This window comes from Asticcacaulis excentricus (genome assembly GCF_003966695.1).
Lineage (GTDB): Bacteria > Pseudomonadota > Alphaproteobacteria > Caulobacterales > Caulobacteraceae > Asticcacaulis > Asticcacaulis excentricus_A.
Map to the genome: position 1 here is coordinate 1,749,634 of NZ_AP018827.1, position 20,665 is coordinate 1,770,298.

At 57.9% G+C, this 20,665-nt stretch carries 16 protein-coding genes and 1 pseudogene; 6 read left to right on the top strand and 11 right to left on the bottom strand.

Annotation, left to right across the window (positions count from 1 at the left end):
• Nucleotides 1–23: 23 nt before the first annotated feature.
• From rarD to EM6_RS08160, 3 genes are all read right to left on the bottom strand, one after another.
• Nucleotides 24–941 (bottom strand): EamA family transporter RarD, encoded by a 918-nt coding sequence (rarD, locus tag EM6_RS08150; RefSeq protein ID WP_126421778.1) that lies wholly within the window; start codon nucleotides 939–941, stop codon nucleotides 24–26.
• A 134-nt stretch (nucleotides 942–1,075) separates the two neighbouring features.
• Entirely contained in the window at nucleotides 1,076–2,104 is a 1,029-nt protein-coding gene (locus EM6_RS08155; protein ID WP_126421780.1) for an aspartate-semialdehyde dehydrogenase, read from the bottom strand.
• A 172-nt stretch (nucleotides 2,105–2,276) separates the two neighbouring features.
• The gene (locus EM6_RS08160; protein ID WP_126421782.1) at nucleotides 2,277–2,690 is read right to left on the bottom strand and encodes a response regulator; all 414 of its coding nucleotides are present in this window, start codon (nucleotides 2,688–2,690) and stop codon (nucleotides 2,277–2,279) included.
• Between the two features lie 153 nt (nucleotides 2,691–2,843).
• Here EM6_RS08160 and EM6_RS08165 point away from each other — a divergent pair, with 153 nt between their 5' ends.
• The 3 genes from EM6_RS08165 (at nucleotide 2,844) to EM6_RS08175 (ending at nucleotide 5,484) form a co-directional block, all read left to right on the top strand.
• A complete protein-coding gene (locus EM6_RS08165; protein ID WP_126421784.1) occupies nucleotides 2,844–3,761 on the top strand; it encodes an NAD(P)/FAD-dependent oxidoreductase in 918 nt (305 codons plus the stop codon).
• 113 nt (nucleotides 3,762–3,874) lie between these two features.
• Nucleotides 3,875–4,987, top strand: a complete 1,113-nt coding sequence (zapE, locus tag EM6_RS08170; RefSeq protein WP_126421786.1) for a cell division protein ZapE — start codon at nucleotides 3,875–3,877, stop codon at nucleotides 4,985–4,987.
• 77 nt (nucleotides 4,988–5,064) lie between these two features.
• The gene (locus EM6_RS08175; protein ID WP_126421788.1) at nucleotides 5,065–5,484 is read left to right on the top strand and encodes a hypothetical protein; all 420 of its coding nucleotides are present in this window, start codon (nucleotides 5,065–5,067) and stop codon (nucleotides 5,482–5,484) included.
• On the opposite strand, the gene EM6_RS08180 is transcribed toward EM6_RS08175, so the two are convergent.
• From EM6_RS08180 to EM6_RS08195, 4 genes and pseudogenes are all read right to left on the bottom strand, one after another.
• The gene (locus EM6_RS08180) at nucleotides 5,479–6,015 is read right to left on the bottom strand and encodes a hypothetical protein (RefSeq protein ID WP_126421789.1); all 537 of its coding nucleotides are present in this window, start codon (nucleotides 6,013–6,015) and stop codon (nucleotides 5,479–5,481) included. The two genes, EM6_RS08175 and EM6_RS08180, sit on opposite strands and share 6 nt — an antisense overlap.
• Nucleotides 6,016–6,465 carry a Panacea domain-containing protein gene (locus EM6_RS08185; RefSeq protein WP_126421791.1) on the bottom strand — a complete coding sequence of 150 codons (450 nt, stop codon included), beginning with the start codon at nucleotides 6,463–6,465 and terminating at the stop codon, nucleotides 6,016–6,018.
• A gap of 121 nt (nucleotides 6,466–6,586) precedes the next feature.
• Nucleotides 6,587–7,120: pseudogene (locus EM6_RS08190) on the bottom strand (IS1595 family transposase); the annotation flags it as partial.
• A gap of 46 nt (nucleotides 7,121–7,166) precedes the next feature.
• The gene (locus EM6_RS08195) at nucleotides 7,167–7,985 is read right to left on the bottom strand and encodes an HpcH/HpaI aldolase/citrate lyase family protein (protein ID WP_126421793.1); all 819 of its coding nucleotides are present in this window, start codon (nucleotides 7,983–7,985) and stop codon (nucleotides 7,167–7,169) included.
• A gap of 203 nt (nucleotides 7,986–8,188) precedes the next feature.
• On the opposite strand from EM6_RS08195, the gene EM6_RS08200 reads away from it, so the two are divergent.
• The gene (locus EM6_RS08200) at nucleotides 8,189–8,938 is read left to right on the top strand and encodes a Bax inhibitor-1/YccA family protein (RefSeq protein ID WP_126421795.1); all 750 of its coding nucleotides are present in this window, start codon (nucleotides 8,189–8,191) and stop codon (nucleotides 8,936–8,938) included.
• 56 nt (nucleotides 8,939–8,994) lie between these two features.
• On the opposite strand, the gene EM6_RS08205 is transcribed toward EM6_RS08200, so the two are convergent.
• From EM6_RS08205 to EM6_RS08215, 3 genes are all read right to left on the bottom strand, one after another.
• Nucleotides 8,995–9,339 (bottom strand): DUF2794 domain-containing protein, encoded by a 345-nt coding sequence (locus EM6_RS08205; RefSeq protein ID WP_126421797.1) that lies wholly within the window; start codon nucleotides 9,337–9,339, stop codon nucleotides 8,995–8,997.
• Between the two features lie 362 nt (nucleotides 9,340–9,701).
• Complete coding sequence (locus tag EM6_RS08210; protein WP_126421799.1) at nucleotides 9,702–12,425, bottom strand: Tat pathway signal sequence domain protein; 2,724 nt, start codon at nucleotides 12,423–12,425, stop codon at nucleotides 9,702–9,704.
• A 226-nt stretch (nucleotides 12,426–12,651) separates the two neighbouring features.
• The gene (locus EM6_RS08215; protein WP_126421801.1) at nucleotides 12,652–16,299 is read right to left on the bottom strand and encodes a TonB-dependent receptor; all 3,648 of its coding nucleotides are present in this window, start codon (nucleotides 16,297–16,299) and stop codon (nucleotides 12,652–12,654) included.
• A 720-nt stretch (nucleotides 16,300–17,019) separates the two neighbouring features.
• Between EM6_RS08215 and EM6_RS08220 the strand changes: the two genes are divergently transcribed.
• Nucleotides 17,020–18,978 (top strand): rhamnogalacturonan lyase, encoded by a 1,959-nt coding sequence (locus tag EM6_RS08220; protein WP_126421803.1) that lies wholly within the window; start codon nucleotides 17,020–17,022, stop codon nucleotides 18,976–18,978.
• A 408-nt stretch (nucleotides 18,979–19,386) separates the two neighbouring features.
• Nucleotides 19,387–20,073, top strand: coding sequence for a sensor histidine kinase (locus EM6_RS08225; protein ID WP_232037029.1), 687 nt, complete (start codon nucleotides 19,387–19,389; stop codon nucleotides 20,071–20,073).
• A 105-nt stretch (nucleotides 20,074–20,178) separates the two neighbouring features.
• On the opposite strand, the gene EM6_RS08230 is transcribed toward EM6_RS08225, so the two are convergent.
• Nucleotides 20,179–20,646: a response regulator gene (locus EM6_RS08230; protein ID WP_172961165.1), complete on the bottom strand. Its 468-nt coding sequence runs from the start codon at nucleotides 20,644–20,646 to the stop codon at nucleotides 20,179–20,181.
• Between the last annotated feature and the right edge of the window lie 19 nt (nucleotides 20,647–20,665).

Here is a 20,665-nt window from a genome sequence, read left to right on the forward strand (position 1 = left end):
GCATAGCGACAGGGAGGTGTTGGCTACTCCACCCGCATCTGCCTGGCGCGCCGCCACGCCCCAAAGGCAAACACCCCTGCGCCGAACCAGATAAAGGCGAACGACAGCGCCCGCAGCGGCGTGAACGGCTCGCCCTGAAACAGGCCGATCATGAAGGCGATGGTCGGGGCCATGAACTGAATAAAGCCCATGGTCGAAAGCGGCAGACGACGCGCCACGTAGGAAAACAGGAACAGCGGCAGGACCGTCACCGGCCCGGTCAGGGCGAACCAGAAGGCGTGCGACAGGCCGCCGAGGAAGTGCCCCTGCCCCGTCCCTTCGAACCACACCAGATAGAGGATCGACGGCACAAACAGGAAGATGCATTCGACAAACAACCCGGCCAGAGCCGACACAGCCAGTTGCTTGCGGATGATGCCATAGGTGGCAAAGGACAGGGCCAGAGTGAGCGCGATGTAGGGAATATGCCCCAGCGCCAGCGCCTGAATCCCTACCCCGACAATGGCCAGACCGATGGCCGCCTTGCCCCAGTTATCGAGGCGCTCCTTGAACAGAATCGCCCCCGCCGCCATGTTCAGCAACGGGTTGAGATAGTAGCCCAGCGCCGACTCGATGGTGTGGTGGTTGGTCACGGCCCACACAAAGACGCCCCAGTTAATGGCGATCATGAGCGCCGCTACCAGCAGGGTGAGGGCCACCTTCGGCGTGCGGAAGATGGTCAGAACTTCCGGAAACTGCCGGGTGATCAGCACCAGCCCGCCCGACCAGATCAGCGCCCATACCGATCGGTGCGCCATGATCTCCAACGCGCCCGCGCCAAAGTCTTTCATCGGCAGATAGACGAGCGGCGCAAAGCCCCACACGGCATAGCACAGTATGGCCAGACCGATAGGCGAAGTGAAAAACGAAGGTGACGGGGCCGCGGGCTGAGCGGTGGACATGATATATCCGATCAAAAAGATGTTTCGTGCGAAACAGGTAGGGAGATAGAGGCGACAGGGCGTGTCAGCAACGAAAAAACCGGCGGAACCCTGGGGGTCCGCCGGTCTAAAGGATCACTTTGCGTTAGTGATCTTTAGGCTGTGACTGGCGTGATAACCCCGCGTTCGTCGAGAAGCTGTGCGATCTGCACGGCATTAAGCGCCGCGCCTTTGCGCAGATTGTCCGATACGCACCAGAAGGCGAGACCGTTCGGCACGGACGGATCGTTGCGCAGGCGCGAAATAAAGGTATCGAATTCCCCGACACACTCCTTGGGCGTCACGTAACCGCCGTTTTCGCGCTTATCGACCACGGCGATGCCGGGGGCTTCGCGCAGGATTTCGCGGGCTTCGGCCTCATCCAGCGGGTTTTCAAACTCGACATTGATGGACTCGGAGTGACCGACAAACACCGGCACGCGCACGCAGGTGGCGAAGACTTCGATATTCGGATCGAGAATCTTCTTCGTCTCGACCTTCATCTTCCACTCTTCCTTGGTCTGACCGTCTTCCATGAAGACGTCGATGTGCGGAATGACGTTGAAGGCGATGGGCTTGGTGAACTTTTTGGGCTCGGTTTCACCCAGGCCATAAACGGCCTTGGTCTGATCCCACAACTCATCCATACCCGCCTTGCCGGCCCCGGCCACCGACTGATAGGTCGAGACGACGACGCGCTTGATGCGCGCGGCATCGTGCAGCGGCTTCAGCGCCACCACCATCTGGATGGTCGAGCAGTTGGGGTTGGCGATAATGTTCTTCTTTTTGCAGTCCCAGACGGCGTCCGGATTCACTTCCGGCACGATCAGCGGCACATCCGGGTCCATGCGCCAGGCCGACGAATTGTCGATAACGATCGGACCTTGCTTGCCGATCTTTTCCGACCACGCCTTCGACACGTCACCACCGGCCGACATCAGCACGATATCGACCTTGGAGAAGTCGAACTGCTCAAGGTCTTCGCAACGCAGGGTGCGGTTGGCAAAGCTCACCTCAACGCCCAGCGATTTGCGCGACGCCACGGCGTAGATGTCCTTGATCGGAAAATCCACCTCTTCGAGCGTGGCAAGCATCTCACGGCCAACAGCGCCGGTGGCGCCGACAACGGCGACACGATAGGTCATCGGAAAACTCCAAAACTGAGTGAGGTTGGCGCAAATAAACAAAAAGGCATCGCGCCGGTGGCGCGTGCCTTATCAGAGAAAGCCAGAGGGGAAAACGTCTTTTTTCTGTGCCCTCAACTCAGTCAGACTTATGTGACACCTGACTGAGTTGCTGGTTTCTTTTGAGATTATTTCAGGCGTGCGCCGCCATGCCGCCCGGATAGGAGGGCGTGGTCGGCATGTGGCGGATACGATCCAGTGCCGATAACAGGGCTTCGCGGGTAAAGGGCTTGGGCAACAGGCCATCGCCGCCAACGGTCTGGCTGACTTCGCGCAGACGTGCCTGTTCTTTGCTGGTGAGAAACAAGATGGGGGTATGGCCCAGATTATGACCCTGCTCGATCTGACGGATTTCACGAACCGCCTCGATACCGGACATGACGGGCATTTCAACGTCCATCAGAATGGCGTCGTATTCGGAGGTTTCATAGGCTTCGACGGCTTCGCGCCCATTGGCGGCAAAATCCACATCCATACCTGTGGGGGACAGGACGCAATCCATCATCTTACGCAGTGCGGAATTGTCCTCAACGCATAACAGTCTCATCTGGGTACGCTCCTCCGGAACTGTCTCTTCTCACGAAACATGCTCCCATGTTACAGTTTATTTCATACAAGTCCTATCAATTCCCTAACGGGTACTGATAAATTTATCGGCAAAATCCTTGCCAGATAAGTGATTTCGCCGCTTTATAGCCGCATGACCGCCGCATTCCCGTCCTTCACGAATTCTTCCGATGTCGGAGCCTTCGAAGCCATTGTCATTGGCGGCGGTCCGGCGGGTTGCGCCTGCGCCCTTTGGCTGCATAAGCTGGGGGTTCGTGCACTGCTGGTTGAGGCCAGCGACGCGCTGGGCGGTCTGCAGAGACGCAGCCCCTACGAAAATTTGTGGATTCCCGGCCTTATGGGCCACACCGGGGAAGAGGTGGCCGGTGCCCTGCATCGCCATGTCCATGCCATCGGCGTGACCTGTCAGCTCAACAGCCGCGTAAGACGCATCGAAGCCGCCGATGGCGGGTTCAGCCTTCGGGTCGAAGGCGAGACTGTACGCGGACACTACAGGACACAACATCTGGTAATCGCTACGGGGACGCAACCGGTGAGAGGGCACTTCCGTCCGGCACACAATGTCGCCGTCGGACCCGGTTATCCTATGGAAAACCTGGAGGTGCGCAATTGTAAAATTGCGATACTGGGCGGCGGCGATAACGCCTTCGATCAGGCGCGTTTTGTGCTGCAACGCGGCGCAAAATCGGTGACGATCTATTCCCGCACGCCCCCGCGGGCTCAGCCCGGACTTCAGGCACTGATCCCGCAGGCCAAGGTATGCATTGGCCCGTACACCGCCGATCAGGCACGCATGACCGTCAATGGAGAGGTCTTCGATGCCTTTGGCGTCATGTATGGCTTTGCGGCGCAACTGCCTGACGGCCTGCCTCAAGACCTTGAGTTGAAAAATGAAAACGGTTACATCGCCGTGAACCGGCAGGGCGAGACGGTCCTTTCCGGTCTGTGGGCCTGTGGCGAGGTGACCGACTACTGGCACCCGTGCGTGACCACCTCGGCGGCGCATGGCATTCAGGTCGCCAAGCAGATTTCATTGCGCCTTGGGCGCTAAAGGGCTCCGGCGTCATTTACGCTTATGCAGCATTTTTTTAACCGCAAACCCACACTTGTCTGCTAGTTTGGGCGCCACATCCGTTTATCACAATTTCGTGACACTTTCGCCTGATGCCCGGTTCCGTCAAATCCGCCTACAAGCAACTGATCAAATCGGGTCAGATCGCCGCCGATCCGGGGCAGGCCGAGGCCGTGGATGTGTTGTCGAAGCTGGAGCGCACCTTGCGTGACAGTGCCGGCTTCTGGCAGGGCCTGTTTGGCGGCGCGCAGTGTTACGGTCTGTACCTGTGGGGGCAGCCGGGGCGTGGCAAGTCCATGCTGATGGACCTCTTTTACGAACACGTCGCCTTTGAGCCCAAGCGCCGCATCCACTTCCACGCCTTTATGGCCAAGGTGCATGAACTGGTGCAGGTGTGGCGTCAGGGCGATGCGAAAGAACGCCAGTCGGTTTTCGGCACGTCGAAGGGCGATGACCCGGTGGCCCCGGTCGCCCGACTGATCGCCAGAGAGTCGAAGCTGCTCTGTTTCGATGAGCTTCAGGTGACCGATATCGCCGACGCCATGATTCTGGGGCGACTGTTTGAGGCCCTATTCGCGCAGAAGGTCACCATCGTCATCACCTCCAACCGCGCGCCCGAAGCCCTGTACAAGAACGGCCTCAACCGCGACCTGTTCGTGCCCTTCATCGACATGATCCGCCGCCAGATGACGGTACACGAGGTCAGGGGGCCAAAAGATTTCCGTCTGGATCGCCTGAGAGGGGCGCGCGTTTACTTCACGCCGGATGATGCGGCGTCAGAAGCCGCCTATGACGTCCTGTGGCGCGACATGGTCGGGCCGGGCAAGGCGGTCGCCACCACGCTGAGCGTCAATGAACGCAAGCTGACGCTGAAACGCACCTGCGGGCCGCTGTTGCGCGCCAGCTTTGCCGAGCTGTGCGCCGAAAATAACGGTCCGGCGGACTATCTGGCCATTGCCGAGCGCTTCACCACCGTCTTTATCGACCACATCCCGCAACTGGGACCGGAAAAGCGCAACGAAGCCAAACGCTTCGTCACCCTGATCGACGCGCTCTATGAGGCCAATACCAAGCTGGTGGTGCTGGCCGCTGCCGAACCGGCCGCCCTTTATCCGGTGGGCGATGGTGCATTTGAGTTTGAGCGCACCGTGTCCCGCCTTGAGGAAATGCGCTCGCAGACCTATCTCGAAAAAGTCGCCGACTGACCTTTTTCCGGTATTATGTAGCAAACACACCAAGCGGAATCTTTTATCTCGTAGGGCTTTCCGGCAAATTTTCGGGCATGGAAAGACCGGACACTGTAGAGGGCCTCGTAGCCAAACGAGACGAGCGTTTAAAGCTGCGTAAGGCGCTTGAAAAAGACCTTCACAAAGTCACCTGTGACATTGACCACCTCGACGCGGCAATCGCCCTGTTCGATCCAGAACAGACACCAAGGGCCATACAGCGCTATGTGACCAAGCACAGGGCAAAGAAGGGCAAGCTAAAGCAATTCGTTCTGGACAGGCTCAGGACAGCCACAGCGCCCATTACAAGCCGGGACATCACAGAGGCTTGGATTGCCGACAGGGGCCTTAACGCAGACGAGGCGACGTTCGTTATCCTGCGTAAGCGGACAGGAGCCGTTCTGACAAAACTGCGCGTTGAGGGCGTTGTGTCAGAGGTCGCGCAATTGGGGGATTATAAGGGGTGGGTGCTATGAGTCTTTCCCTAAATAGATTTTATGCTCCCTGTCGTACCATAGGTAGTAGAAAATCTTCCGCACCCTAAACCCATAGAGCCTCAGTTTCCCGCCGAGACGAAACCGATAAATCCTATCGGCGAAATCATCCTTTTTTATTTCGACTAACCGATTATATGCCTCGGTTATGATTTGGCTGAAATTATAGTGGCAGTGCTTTTGTCTGCGCTTCTTTTTATTTCCAGTGCCTTCGCTGTCAATTTCACCCCATTTCTTGCGACTGTATTCTGTCAAGAACGGTAGCGCCTCTTCAAACCAGTGCTCATCAGCACACTTACGAGGAGCGCCCCAAGACCATGTTCCCTCGGTATCGGCCTCTTCGGTACTGTACGACATAAATGTCTGAGGCTCAGAGATATCCTCAATAGCAATGGCAGAAGTAGACACTGTCTTTTCTGCGCGCACCTTCTCGACAATCGTCGCGTTCTTCTTCAAGCTTTTCTCTAGTTTTAACTGCTTTGCCAGCAGTCGTTTTTGCGCTTTTGCGCTCATTTACAGACCGCCATAATATTCGGCCATATCTGCGTGAGATATAGGCTTTTCACTTCGCTCGCCGTCCTTCACACCCTTGCGCGCGCGTTTCCACGGCGCCTCTTGATGTGTAAGCTCGCTTAGGTAATGAGCGGTTTTCTTCCCGTAGCGACGCACGACCGCCTCAACCGTTTCACGCTCTGCTTTGGTCAGAGCCCTGTGATCACCTGCGTCAAGACTATTCGCCGTAATCTTGAATTGCCCCTTATGGCGCTGGTAAAGGTCTGGACACACTGGTCCGTTAGCCCACGCTTGGATTTGCTCTTCAAATATTGGCTGATCATCCCATACCAACGACCAAGCTTGGGAGTAATAAACTAGCTTTTGCAATTTCCAGGTTGTCATCTCCGGCTCGCCTTTCTCAGCTGCAAGCCGCAGAACATATTTTGCTACATCAAAAACGTTTGCCATGAGTTCCCCCGAATTTAGTTTACCTTTGTTCACCATGTGTTCGCATATTACACTGATTTGTGAAAAAAAACAGTATGCCTCTTGATATTTCTCGCGAACTGAGTCCGCGATTCATTGCCGCTTAACGCTGCCAATAGCCCTTCCATTGACGCGAAACCGGATGCGCAGCCGCTGCACCAACGATCATCATAAATTGCTCGCCATTGGACACGCGGCGGAAGTTCTCGCGCCACGCCATTTCGTTCGCATAGGCCGACGGGTACTTACCGGCGATATGGTGGTGAGTGCCCGTCTCAGCGCGACGGATGCGGCTGAAATAGCTTTCGGCTTGGTTGGTGCAAGCGCCGTGCAGTGAATAGGCTTAGCTGTGATTGATACGCTTCGTCATGAAGCGAGCAGACAGGTTATCCCAATGGCTCGCCTCGTCGGCATGAACCGTAGCGCCTTGATCCACATTGGCAGCCACCAGAGCCACGCCCTGCGCCTCTGATTTATTGACGAGCGGCATGGTGCGACCATCACGCTCGGGCATGATAACGACGACTTGACGCTTGCCAGATTGGTTAGCGGTCTTGCGACGGTCGCGGCGGTTTTCCTTCTCATTGGCGGGCTTCACGTAGCCACCAAAGTACGCGCCGTCCACTTCGACTTCACCGTCCAGCTTATACCACCGGCCGAAGATGCTGACCGCATCCGGGCGTCTAAGGCAAAGCCGTAGCCGCCAACCAGCGCCGCGCCGTGGCAAGGTGCATCCGTTCGACCATCTCGCCATTGACCGACACCACACCGCGGTCGGCGTTTTCAGGCTGCGCAAAGGCCGCCACCACGGCCCGGGCCCAGTCGAGCTGATCCGCCGTCGCCGCAAACACCGCATTGGCGACGGCGACCTGCACCGGATGGATCAGCGTCTTGCCGTCAAAGCCCAGAGCGCGGCCATTTTCGCATTCGCGCCGCAGCCCCTCCTCATCGCGGAAGGCATTATAGACGCCGTCGATGACGCTGAGGCCGAAGGCGCGGCCATGTAGCACGATGTGGGACAGGGCCAGTTGCAACTCTGTGCGCTCCGACGTTGCCGAGACGCGCAGATCAGCGCGCAGATCATTCGGCCCGGCGATCAGGCCCTGAAGCCCCGGCGCTGTACAGATCTCACGCAGGTTCAACACGCCCTTCGCCGTCTCGATCATCGCCCAGACCGGCGCTTCGTAGCCGTGCAGGTGCACCGGCAAACCCACCTTGGGCACGACATAGCCGTGCAGTCCGTGCCCGACAAAGCGCGTCAGGGCCTGCAAAATCGGCGTCTTCAGCGCCGGATCGACGCGCACCAGAACCACCGGCGCGGCAAACCCACCGGCCTCAAGCGCGCGAACGACACGCTTCAGCGCCTCGGCCTTCTCCGCCTCACCAGCAGAGTCCTCCAGATCGAGGATGAGGGCGTCGGCCGCCAGCGTCGCCACCTTGGACATGGCCTTGTCATTGGCAGCGGGGACAAACAGGACGGAACGGAGCGGCAAATGCATCATGCGCGCATTTTACGCCGCTTTGGCCACGCCTGAAACCTCAATCCGGTGAGCGCCGTCCAAAACCTCAGATTATGCAATCTTTTGCATGAATTAAATCGATTGTCGCTCGGTCTCCGGCCATGGCCTCACCCTTGTCATAATGGGGGTTTAGCCTCATATTAGGTCTCAACAGGCCATACCGGCCCAACCCACAGGGATTTACAATGAACGACTTTCGCAGTCACAATCCGGCCAATGCGACCGTACAGGACATGTCGGTCGATGCGGGCCTGCGCAGCTTCATGCTGGGCGTCTATAACAAGATGGCTCTGGGCCTTCTGCTGACCGGCGCGCTCGCCTGGGCTGCCGCCAACGTCCCGGAAATCACCAACCTCATGTTCCGGGTCACGGCGGATGGTCGTCTGGCCGGCTATACGATCATGGGTTATGTCATCTCATTCGCACCGGTGGTCATCCTGCTGGGGTCAGGCTTTGTGATGCGTCAGCCGACGGTGGCCTCGACCAGCATCCTGTACTGGCTGGTTGTGGCTCTGATCGGTCTGTCCACCGGGGCTAACTTCCTTGTCTATACGGGCGGTTCTCTGGCCTCGACCTTCTTCGTCACCGCCGCCGCCTTCGGTGCGCTGAGCCTTTACGGCTATACCACCAAGCGCGACATGAGCGGCTGGGGCAAGTTCCTGTTCATGGCAGTCATCGGCCTGATTATCGCCAGTCTGGTAAACCTGTTCCTGCAAAGCTCGATGCTCTACTTCATCGTCAGCGGTCTGGGCGTGCTGATCTTCTCGGCCCTGATCGCCTTCGAGACGCAGAACCTCAAGCACACCTATTACGAACTGGGTGGCAATGAAGCAGGTATGGCTATGGCCACAAACTATGGTGCGCTGAGCCTCTACATCAGCTTCGTCAACCTGTTCCAGTTCCTGCTGGCCTTTATGGGCGTACGTCGCGACTAAGTCTGGCTCAGGCCTAAACACGAAACCCCGCCGAAGCGTTCCGGCGGGGTTTTTATTTACCCGATCACATCCAGCTTCGTCTTGTCGAGCACGCTCAACACCGGCTCCAGCTCACGCCCGCGTTTGAGCACCATGCCGTTCTGATTGAACACCGCAAACGCCCCCTGCTTGCGCGCCAGCGACGGGCGCTTTTCGATGCGATAGACGGGGGCTTCGCCGCTACGGCGGAAGATGTTGAAGGCCACGACGTCGGCCAGGCTGTCTATACCATAGTCGCGCCAATCGCCCGACGCCACCTTACGTCCATACAGTCTGAGGATCAGCTCCAGTTCGCGGCGTTCAAAGAAAACCGGCCCTTTCGGCGCGGCAACAAACCCTGTGCCCTGATCCTGAAAGCTCATGCGGCGAACCTCTCATCAATCTAGGTTTTATAGTCGCCCGATCCTGTAAAAAGACAAGAGGTTTGAAGCACCGCTCCATGCAAACGGTGGCATCACGATCACGTTTCCAAAAGAAATGAACCCACCCTAAAATGACCTCATTTCAGCCGTTTAGGCGCCCATATTGGCCTATACAAGATGAGTGTCGGCCGGATCGGTTCGTCGGGTCCACCCCCTGAACAGCCCCCCAGCCCAGGACTTGACCGCCAGTCAATGGCAGTTCCCCTCCGGCCGACATGCCCTCTTTGTCCCCCCCTGAAGACGAGGCAAAAACGCACCGCTCCCTCCCCGGTCGGTGCGTTTTTTTATGCTGGCTTCCGTCTCTACAAAAGTCCGGCCGCTTTGGCCGCCTCATCCAGACTGTCGCCGATCAGGGCCATATTCTGGATGGCCGCCAGCCCCCACTGCGCCGTGCCGTTGGTCGAGAGGGTCGGGTCTTCGTCCAACGGACGCAGCACTGCCGGGCCGTCGATGCGTCGCGTACCGCGTTTCAGCCCGCCATCGGATTCGCGCCCGTCCTTGCCGAAGAACTCGCTCCACGCCCGCAGCGCCAATGCCTTGTCCTTCTCATGGAAGGCGGCATAGGCCGTCAGACGCGAATGGGCATCACGCAGATTGCGCCCACCAGGCACACTTCCCAACAAGGCCTTAAGCTCATCATTGGGTGCGTTATAATAGCGGCAATATTCCAGCCACGCTTTGCGGTACAGCGGTTCGTCGATCAGGCTCAGCAGTTCCGAACTCATCTCGACCACGCCGAACACGCCATTGAGGTGCGAGATGGCAACATAATCGCCTTCACCCAGGAACTTACCCGTCTTGAGATCATAAGGGGCTGAAGAGGCGAACCAGCGTCGCTTGAGTTTGCCGATTGTCGTCATGCCGTTGACGATCCGGTCGCGCCATTTGGTATCCCCCGTGCGCTCCCACTCCGTCAGCCAGGCCGAAATGAACGAGCCCCATGACGTGCCGAAGGAGGAGTTAACCACGCCTTCCGGCGTTTCGCGTTCCGGCGACGGCGGCAGCTTACGCGAGATGTCCACATTTTTCAGTGAGAAGTCCGACTCATTGAGGTCGCGCATCAGATCACCCACGCGCTCATCGGCGGTCAGGTAATAGTAGATGCGGCGATAGGCGGCATTCGACACGCGGGGCTGCTTGGACGAATCCGACCATGGCTGCACGCCATGGCGCGTGCCGAAGCCCTTGAAGCGGCCAAGGTGATAGACATCAACCTCACCCGTCTGCCGCGTCATGGCCTCGGCGAATTTGAACACGTCGGCGCGACCCGTGCGCAGATAGGTGTACCAGATCCACAGATCGGTCGAGAGTTCGGAATTATCCCAGGCATAGCCGCCGATGTCATAGCGCCACATGTGACGCTCCGCATCATAGGTGTGCATCACATCGCCATAGGTCCAAAAGCCATACCAGCGGCGCTGATCGACCTCCTTCATGTAGTAGTCGATCTGATAGGTCAGGCGGTCTTCGAGGATTTTGCGCGCCGGCGTCGATGAATTGGCCACGTCCCAGTCGCCAAAGACGCCGCATTGGTGGATGCGTTCCGGCGACAGCACCAGACGCGCCGGATTGGCGACCTGCTCGGCCATATCCGAGAACACCTGATGCGAGGGCGTCGCCCCCAGCACCCACAGGTTCAGTTCCGAGGTACGCGCCACGCCGGTCGCCGTGTCCCAGCCCTTTTCGTAGTCCTCATAGGTGATGTTGAGGCCTTCGATCTCTTCCGGGTGCGTGTCCATGCCGTCAGCCGAGCGATAGGGGCGCACATCCATGGCCGGGGCGTCCGGCGACCACAGCCAAGCGGTGATCTCGGCCAGTTCCGTATGGGCATTGCGCACATCAAGCTGCGTCGGCGAGCGCTGCCAGAAGTCCTTGAAGCCCAGCGCCACGCCGCCGCTCGCCCCACCGACATAGGCCAGACCCTTGGTGCGCGTCCCGGCATTCGAGTCGATCCAGGCGTGACCCGCGCGCGTACGCTTTTTGATGGTGTAGCCATCGGGCGTCAGTTGCGACAGCGTGAAATCGCCCCACTCCGGGATCCATTTCAGCCCGTCCTGCACCGGCTTGGCCATGTCGGCGACGGCCACGGCCTTGCCTTCGACCTGAGCGACGCCCAGCCCCTTGCCCACCGGACGACGCAGACCGGTCAGCGGCCGCACCGCCTCACCCCACACGCCCACACCATCACCGGTCAGGCGGATATGGCGGTTGTGCGTCTCTTCGGTCATGGGGGTTTTGGCGGTGACGCCCAGACCGCGGATGAAGTCCTTGAACGGGTCACCGTCATAGATGAAGGAGTGCACGATGCGCACGCTTTCGGAACCGGCGTAGAAATAGAGCCGCAGCGAGAAGGGCAGCCAGTCGCGGCCATTCCCCGAATGCACGCCCTCGATCCTGAGCACCGCGCGCACAGGACCGGTCTGTTCGACCGTGACCTTGCTGATCTTGCTGCTGAAGCTCTGCTGGCTGACACTGCCTGTGGCGTCAAGATCGGGCGCATTCTGCCACAAGGCGACCAGCTTCATCTCCTTGAGCGTCAGGCGGCCCGCACGGGTAGCCGTGGCGATCAGATGCTCACCCGAGGTCGGCACCACCCACACCAGATCGCCGGAGGTGACAGTAACAGCGGCGGCCTCCTGTTTGACGCTGACGGCCTTAGCAGGCGGAGCCGCCTTGCCCGGCGCGAGCGATAAGCCTGCGGGTTTGGTTCCGGCGGGAACGGCGTGCGCGGTCCATTTCAGCGACCCGTCGGGCCAGTAGGCCAGCGGCCACGACTGCACCGGCAGCTCACCCAGCTTGAAGTCCGGCACCTTGCCCTTGGCAGGCTTCACCGTACCGCGCGGCCACGGTACCCCCAACGTCGCCCCTTCAAAGGCCGCCGGCGTCCCGTCCAGCCATCTGAGATCGGTCGAAGCCACCGGCGTGGCCTTGGCCGAAGCTGCGGCCTGCGCCACGGCGGGCAGGGCGCTCAGGGCCGACATAGCCACGGCGGATTGCAGAAGATGGCGGCGCGAGAGAGAGGTCATGGTTCCCAGCCCTTAAATAAAGTCAACGACTTGAACGCTGACGGCGGTGGTTTCCGGCGCACTATCGCTCAATTTTGTCCAAAATTGATCACGCAACCCGGTCCGTCAATAAAAAACCGCCGCCCGGAACCCCGGACGGCGGTGTCAAACATAAGTTTAATTCTGCTTAGTAACTGCGAATTCTCCCAGCCCTTATGCGGAGGAGGTTCGAAGTTGTAATTTTCATTTAGTTCATTCTGTAAGTCAGACCGAATGTAAAGCGGCGTCCACCATACACCACCGACCATGCGTAGTCATTGGCCGCAAATCCGCGGTCATCCGAGCCGATGACGACGTTCGCTTCTCTGAGAAGGTTACGACCTTCCCAGTACAACTCGACATTCGGCGACAGCTTATGCGTAAGCTTGGCGTCCAGATAGCCATACTCTTGTGTGTAGTAAGGCTCTCCAGGGTTGTATGGCAGACGGACGAAGTTCCGTGGGTTCTGGTTCGGGAAGGCGAAGGCGTTGTCTGAATTGAATCCACACGCCGAGACGCAGTTTAAGACGCGCGAGCGGGCCTGATAAGCGATACGTGCGTTCGTCTTGCCATCATCGTACCACACCGTCAGGTTAGAGAAGTAATCTGCGCGACCAGGAATGCCCACATTGGCCCCGGTAATCGGGTCGATATAGCCAGATGCGCCCTTGGATTCGTTCGTCGAGATGTTGAAGTCCATCCCCGTGTAACGCAGCTTCCATGGCAGGAAGGTGAACGCCGTTTTGCTGGCAAACTCCCATCCCGATTGGGTGTAACCTGGCCCGTTTAAGAAGGTATTGTACGAAAACAGGAAGTCAGAAAGCGGACGGCCGGTAACAGGGTCTACTTCACCTGTGCCACCAAACAGAGGCTGATCGGTTACTCGGACCTGCTCCGGGCCGCCAACCTTTACCTTCTGGCGATAATAGGCCAGCGACATTGTGGTGTCCTTATTAGGATACCATTCAAGTGAGGTGTTGTTCTTTGTGGCCGTATAGGGCTTCAGGTCCGGGTTGCCGAAGGTGGTGCAGTTCATATCCAGATCTTCTTGACCTGCGTCAATAAGATCTTCGATGCGCTCATCGACCGTACAGGTGCCGCCCGGCCACATCCGTGCGATTGGGGGGCGCGCAACTGTTTTCGACCAGTTGTAACGAAGAACGACCTTGTCCGGAACAACCCACAGATTGGCGTTATAGCTGGGCAGCCAATCCGTATACTCTCTCGCGATGTCCACCGCCTTGATGATGTTCGTCGTGGTTACACGATTAACGCCTTCATTAGGGTTCCATTCCGTTGCCGGAACTCCCGTAATGTTTTTGCGTGTAGACGCGAGCGTCACAAAACCGGACGCCGCAACCTTCGACTGGACCATGCGGACGCCAAAGTTACCGTCAAAAAGCATATCGAACGGCAGCTTCTGCTCGAAGTCAAACATGTAGTAGGCGGCAGTAACCTGCTCGTCTGATTTGCCGACCGGCTGCTCATACACATTACCGTCACTGCCCGTGCAGACTTTAATACAGTCGAAATTGTAATTCACAGTCCCGGCGAGCTGCGAGAAGGCCTTATCAATATCGATAGAGTTCCAAAGGCTCAAACCGTCAACGCCTTCATAATCAGGCATGAAGGGCCCGTCTTTGTATTCGATACTGTTCTGATAAAGCGCAACCAGTTGGGCGCGGGTCAGGGTTTCTGTGCCATGGCGGAACGACGTGCCAGTGGTGGCATTCGGAACATAACCGTATACACAGGCATTAGCCGCTGACGTTGTAGCTTGATTTTCACAGGCGCGCAGTATGCCTCTCAGATTATTCGTGGGAACAAAAACACCGGCCTTCGGCGAATAGCCGCCACCGCCCCAAGAGTCATTGAGAATTTTACGATAGCTCACACCGGTCTTGAAACGCTTCAACACCGGGAAGTCTGGCATTTGATAGGTTACATCGAACTTCGCTTGATCTTCTGACGACTCCACGAGCCGTGGCGAATAGTCGAAACCGACATTGCTTGAATAACGTGCCGAAAGAGCCTGCGCGGCCGGCGTAGTTCCAGCAGGCGGATTTAGCACCACGGAGTTTTCCATATTGTCAGGATCGAATCCCGCCGGGAAATCAACGGTCCATAGCCCGCTCGGCAGGACGCGCATCTTCCCGGTTCCGTATAAGGCATTCCGACGGAAGCGCTTATCGTAGCGGCTGTAGGTCGACTCGCTGCGGCTCGCCATAAAGTTCGCCCGCAGATTCCCGTTCCGATAATCACCACCTACTTGCAGGTATTGGTTATCCCAAATCTGATCATTACGGATATTATCGTAGTTTATACCGGCATTGGTTATATCGAGTTCGGTGACGTAGTGGTTCGCGTCAACCTTAACACTACCGGGGACAACATTGGCCCCAAGTCCCATATTGGCGAAAGCGTTGTTTACTATGGACCCGCCAAGTGTACTGTCAAAAGTGGTGGAGCCCGTCGGCGTACCGGCGTTGTAGATGTAATATCCACTGTTGGCCACTTGCGTCAGAACGTTGGCCGTACCAACGGCGATGTTGGTATTGTTCAGTAACGACGGAGTCACATTGGGCGCTACGGTCGTGCGGAGGATTTCACCGCGCGTGCGGTTACGACGGATGTCTTCCTGATCGCGATTTGTGACGGCATACTTGGCGAACACGCTCAGATTGTCGTTGACCCGGTAGTCGAAGCGCACGTCCCAGGCGAGACGGTTTTCATACTGCGTCAGATTGATATCGCGCCACAGGTTCGGCGCATAATCGTTCCATTGATTGAGACAGGTAACCTGTTCGCTGATCCGGGTTGCCTGAGCGGCCTGCCGGTTGCCATTGTTGCTCCCCGGCGCAATCGTGTTGAGTTCCGTGGCCGTGTAAAGCGGGAAGGCTGCCAAGCAGTCTGCTTTCGTCTTAGCATTGGCCGATCGCGTTACGATTTCAAGCGGGCTGAGGGTGTTGAAATTACCCGTCCCTGATGCCAGCGCCCAGCTTGAAACCGGGTCCGTTGCACCGACACCGGAAACCAAAGACGGATTGAACTGGAACGTTTTTTCGGGCGAATTGTCAAAATCTATAAAGCGGCTGTAACCGGCAGCGCTATTGGCACCTGCACCATTGAGCTGATGGCTGTCGTTCAGACGCCGCGTCGCCGTAACGTTGAAAACCACACCTAAGCGGCCGTCCAGGAACTTTCGCGATGCCACAATGTTGATATCGGGCGACCAGCGCTGGCTAAGCGAGTTGCGATCACCTGCAACGCGCATAGAGAGATAGGGCTTTTTGAAATCAAGGCCCGTGCGTGTCTGAATTTGTACAGTGCCACCGAGGCCACCTTCGGTCATGTCCGGGGTGTTGCCCTTAACCACATCGACGCTCTTTATGAGGTCAGCCGGAAGTTCACGCAAATCCGACGCACGACCAGACGTGCCATTCGTCGCCAAGTCAAACCCCGAAGACGCAACGGACATGCCGTCCATTTCCACCCGGGTCAGATCAGGCCCATTACCACGCAGGCTCAGCGACTCACCCTCACCGGTTTCGCCACGGGTGATGCCCATACCGGCAATGCGCGAGATAGCCTCGTTGAGGTTACGGTCCGGGAAGGAGCCCACGTCTTCAGCCACAAGCGAGTCCGTCGCCGTCCGAGCTTTCTTTTTGCGGTCGATCGCGGATTGCTGCGATGCGCGCGAGCCGACAACGATAACGGTTTCAACATCGTCCGTCGCGGCAGGCGCGGCCTGCTGCGCGTAGGCAGCGCCAGAGACGGCCAGCATGGCGAGGCCCGAACCGGCCATCAGATACTTCGCAAAAGACGACTTGGGTGACTTTGAGGGTGGTTTCTGCATTTATTCCTCCGATATGCCGCCGAAACGACATGCCCCTTGAGAACTGTGTTGGTTCCTAGACTGCACGGGGAATAAAGGTGCGGACGCACACGACGGCGCGCCGCATTACGGAAAAAACGGCTCCAGACGACAGAACAGACTCCGCCTTTATCTTGAGGCGAAGGCACACACACATATCCTGTCAGTTCGGAAACGCCTTCCGGCTTTTCACTCCCCTGCCAGGGCCCTTTGTTTTTGTGCGGGCCTCTGACGCAACAACCTGTTGGATAACCTGATCCTCATTGATCGAAGCTGATAAGTCAAGCCACAATATGATCATAATTGGCCTTAGGTCGGACAATTGCGACACATTGCAGCGAATAAGTAACACAAATGTCACACAATTGCGGCCATTTGGACAAATTTTTCAAATATTACAATTATTTAAGCACCTCACACAAGGGGAGCAAGCGGCGTTTAGCTGGTTAGCTTTTTCATATTTAGTTGTTTTGTTTCAATGCGCTGCATAGGCAATAAGGCAATGGCCGCATTCCGGCCCGCCGGGCTGAGCGCTCCGCTTTTGAAGGGCCCCTTAAGCCACTCAAAAAATCAAATTCGATCAATTTCGATTGGAAGGGCACAAATTTGTGCTATCGCTGGCGACAGATCAGCCTGACTGGCGCGTAAAACGTCCCGGAAAGCGGCGGCACGCTTGAACAAGGCCACGCATCGGAGGAATATATGACAATCCCGACACTCAAAGTCTCTCTTCTGGCTGGCGTCGCCCTGATGCTGGGCGCAGCGCACGCGATGGCGACCGACGCACCGAAAGCCAGGGTCGAATATCTGGATCGTGGCGCGGTCGCGGTGACGGCGGAAAAGGGCGTACTGATCAGTTGGCGGGCGCTGGTGACGGATGACGCCAGACTGGGTTTCAATGTTTATCGCGACGGTCGCAAGCTAAACACCAAGCCCATCACCACAACGACCAGCTTCAAGGACGAGTCGGGTTCAAAATTGGCGACCTATGAGGTGCGCGAGGTCTTGGCCGGTAAGGAGGGACCCGCCTCCAAAGCCCTGCGGATCGACGGTTATCTGTCCATTCCGCTGAATAAACCCGCCGACGGCACGACGCCGGACGGACAGGCCTATAGCTACACCGCCAATGACGCCTCGGTCGGTGATCTCGATGGCGATGGGCGCTATGAGATCATCCTGAAATGGGACCCGACCAACGCCAAGGACAACAGTCAGGGCGGCCACACGGGGCCGGTGCTGCTCGATGCCTATAGGCTGGACGGCAAGCAACTGTGGCGCATCAATCTGGGGCGCAATATCCGCGCCGGGGCGCACTACACGCAGTTTCAGGTGGCCGACTATGACGGTGACGGCAAGGCTGAGCTGATCGTCAAGACGGCGGACGGTACCACCGACGCGCAGGGCAAGGTGATCGGCGACGCCACTGTGGACTGGGTCACGCCTTCGGGTGAGATCGAGAACAAGGACCGCACCGGCTCGCGTCAGACCGAAGACGGCAAGCTGATGGCGCGCCTGACCGGGCGCGTGCTCAAGGGGCCGGAATATCTGAGCGTCTTCGAAGGCGCGACGGGCAAGGTGGTCGATACCATCCCCTATCCGTCACCGCGGGGCCCAAACGGCGACAATCCGACCGATGCCGAAGCGACGGCGCGCTGGGGGGATGCCTATGGCAACCGCAGCGACCGCTTTCTGGCCGGGACGGCGTGGCTGGACGGGCAACACCCCAGCGCCATCTTCGCGCGCGGCTACTATGCCCGCACCACCATTGCCGCTGTTGATTACAAAAACGGAAAGCTGACCAATCGCTGGTACTTCGACTCCGAAGCCGCTGGCGTGCCGTCCGGCTATTCCGGGCAGGGCAATCACCAGTTCAGCGTCGCCGATGTCGATGGCGACGGTAAGCAGGAAATCCTCTATGGCGCCATGGCACTCGATGACACGGGCAAGCCGCTGTGGACCACCGGCATGGGCCACGGCGACGCCATGCACGTGTCTGACCTTGACCCCAGCCGACCGGGGCTCGAAAAGTGGGGCGTGCATGAGAATATGAAGATGTCCGGCAATACCGGTGCGGCGCTGCTCGATGCCCGGACCGGCGAAGCGATCTTCAAGGTGCCTGCGGAAAAAGACACTGGCCGGGGTGCCGCCGGCGATATCGACCCGCGCCATCCGGGGGTCGAATTCTGGGCCTCGAACAGCGGTAATCTGTACGACGTCAAGGGCAATGTTATATCTGAAAAGCGCCCCCGTCAGATGAACTTCATGGTGTGGTGGGACGGTGATCTGCTGCGCGAGCTGCTGGACGGCAACAAGGTCTCTAAGTGGGACTGGAACACATCTGAGTCGAAGGTGATCCTCGACGCGCAGGGTGCCACCTCGAACAACGGCACCAAAGCGACACCGGCCCTGTCGGCGGACCTGTTCGGCGACTGGCGCGAAGAGGTGATGCTGCGTAGCGAGGACAACACGTCCCTGCGCATCTATTCGACCAATATTCCGACGACCTACAAATTCACCACCCTGATGCAGGACCCGCAATACCGCGCCGCTATCGCCTGGCAGAACACCGCCTATAATCAACCGCCCTGGCCGTCCTTCTTTATCGGCGAAGGCATGAAGGCGCCGCCGAAGCCGCAGGTCAGCATGGCAAAGGCCCAATAGAATTTCTATTTCACTCTGGTGCAAGCTATGAGCCCCGTCGTCACAGGCGGGGCTTTTTTTTGCCTCACAAACGCGAATGAAAAGCAATAACCATAACAAAAACAATCAAATTTATGTGCTTTCAGTTTGCGTTTAAATCTCTGTAAGGTTGTGAGAGCGTATATGTAACCGGTTCATGGGATTGCAAAAGCCCCCCATGAGCCTAAAGCGCAACCCGATAAAGTGGACACCACTTTTCGGAAAAATTGCGCGACCAAATAAAAACTTAGAGCCATTCGGCGGCTCAACTTAGCCGACGAATGCTCTAGTTCAGGCGTATTGAAGGGCCACAACAGGTAGCGAAGCGTAAGCGGTATAATTTTCCACACAGGCACGGAACCCGACATGCAAAAATATCAGATAAGGAGCATGACCGAGATGGACCCGGCGGAGGAATTCAAGGACTTCGCCTACATCGTGTCGCACGATCTGGCCGGACCTGTGCGGTCCCTGGTCGAGTTTTCGCGGCTGCTGGTCGAACAGGCCCCGGTGCCCGAAACGGACGACGCGCGCACCAACCTGTCCATGGTTCTGGAAAGTGGTGAGAAACTACAGGAAATCCTGCACGGCCTGCTTCAGTTCTCACGCCTCAACACCGTGCCGCGTCTGGATCAGAAGGTCGATGTGGAAGAGATCGTCGCGCGCGTGCATATGAACCGTCAGACCGATCTCGACATGATTCGCGGTACGCTGAACGCGGGCAATCTGCCGGAGGTCACGGGCGACCCCAATCGCCTGTATCAGTTGTTCTACATGCTGATCGACAATGCCATCAAATTCCGCCGTCGCAATCAGCCGCTGATCATCGACATCGCTTGCGAAGAGACCGAGCAGGCCTACTGGATTTCGATCACCGACAACGGCATCGGTATCGACCCAATGTTCCATGACGACGTATTCCGGCCCTTGCGCAAACTGCACAATGACGATGTCTATGACGGCGCCGGCATGGGCCTGACCCTGGCCCGCAAGATCGTCCTGATGCACGGTGGCCAGATCGGTATCGGCTCATCGGATGACGGCACGGCCATCTCGTTCAGCCTGCCCAAGGCCTGAGTTTTAGAGCGAAATGACTTTAGGTAGAAACGCCATTTCGCTCTAAATTTTTGTTTTGTCGCGATGTTTTTGCGGAAAACCGCTCACACTTTTCCGCACATCGCTTTAGAGACTGTTCGGCAGGCCGTCCGGGAAGCGAAAAGGCGCGCCGCGACCGGAGGCGTCCATCGTTAATCCGCGTAAAGCCTGAGCCAGATCGTCGAAGGCGTGCGGGGTGTCGGGCTTTTCGATATGGCCGTCCGAACCGCAGCGCTCGCCTTCGGCCACATGCTCCGGCGTGACCAGACCGGACATCAGCAAAATACGCACCTGTGTCAAAGCCGGATCGGTGCGGACCTTTTCCAGCACCTGAAACCCGCTGAGGCGCGGCAGATGGCAATCGAGCAGAACCAGAACAGGTACAGGTTTTCCGCTATATTCCCCTTCACCCCGCAGACGCTGCAAGGCTTGCTCGCCCGATGGGGCCGTCTCAATGACCGCCTCGCGCAACACCGACTTCAAAGCACGGGTAAGCAGCACCGCGTCGCCGCGATTGTCATCGACAATCAGGATGTGCAGCTCAGGCGGTATCATCCGGCGGGGCCCTGAGGGT

Excerpts from the sequence above, each read along its gene's own strand:
- rarD (WP_126421778.1), bottom strand. The coding sequence starts at position 941 with ATGTCCACCGCTCAGCCCGCGGCCCCGTCACCTTCGTTTTTCACTTCG.
- EM6_RS08155 (WP_126421780.1), bottom strand. The coding sequence starts at position 2,104 with ATGACCTATCGTGTCGCCGTTGTCGGCGCCACCGGCGCTGTTGGCCGT.
- EM6_RS08160 (WP_126421782.1), bottom strand. The coding sequence starts at position 2,690 with ATGAGACTGTTATGCGTTGAGGACAATTCCGCACTGCGTAAGATGATG.
- EM6_RS08165 (WP_126421784.1), top strand. The coding sequence starts at position 2,844 with ATGACCGCCGCATTCCCGTCCTTCACGAATTCTTCCGATGTCGGAGCC.
- zapE (WP_126421786.1), top strand. The coding sequence starts at position 3,875 with ATGCCCGGTTCCGTCAAATCCGCCTACAAGCAACTGATCAAATCGGGT.
- EM6_RS08175 (WP_126421788.1), top strand. The coding sequence starts at position 5,065 with ATGGAAAGACCGGACACTGTAGAGGGCCTCGTAGCCAAACGAGACGAG.
- EM6_RS08180 (WP_126421789.1), bottom strand. The coding sequence starts at position 6,015 with ATGAGCGCAAAAGCGCAAAAACGACTGCTGGCAAAGCAGTTAAAACTA.
- EM6_RS08185 (WP_126421791.1), bottom strand. The coding sequence starts at position 6,465 with ATGGCAAACGTTTTTGATGTAGCAAAATATGTTCTGCGGCTTGCAGCT.
- EM6_RS08195 (WP_126421793.1), bottom strand. The coding sequence starts at position 7,985 with ATGATGCATTTGCCGCTCCGTTCCGTCCTGTTTGTCCCCGCTGCCAAT.
- EM6_RS08200 (WP_126421795.1), top strand. The coding sequence starts at position 8,189 with ATGAACGACTTTCGCAGTCACAATCCGGCCAATGCGACCGTACAGGAC.
- EM6_RS08205 (WP_126421797.1), bottom strand. The coding sequence starts at position 9,339 with ATGAGCTTTCAGGATCAGGGCACAGGGTTTGTTGCCGCGCCGAAAGGG.
- EM6_RS08210 (WP_126421799.1), bottom strand. The coding sequence starts at position 12,425 with ATGACCTCTCTCTCGCGCCGCCATCTTCTGCAATCCGCCGTGGCTATG.
- EM6_RS08215 (WP_126421801.1), bottom strand. The coding sequence starts at position 16,299 with ATGCAGAAACCACCCTCAAAGTCACCCAAGTCGTCTTTTGCGAAGTAT.
- EM6_RS08220 (WP_126421803.1), top strand. The coding sequence starts at position 17,020 with ATGACAATCCCGACACTCAAAGTCTCTCTTCTGGCTGGCGTCGCCCTG.
- EM6_RS08225 (WP_232037029.1), top strand. The coding sequence starts at position 19,387 with ATGACCGAGATGGACCCGGCGGAGGAATTCAAGGACTTCGCCTACATC.
- EM6_RS08230 (WP_172961165.1), bottom strand. The coding sequence starts at position 20,646 with ATGATACCGCCTGAGCTGCACATCCTGATTGTCGATGACAATCGCGGC.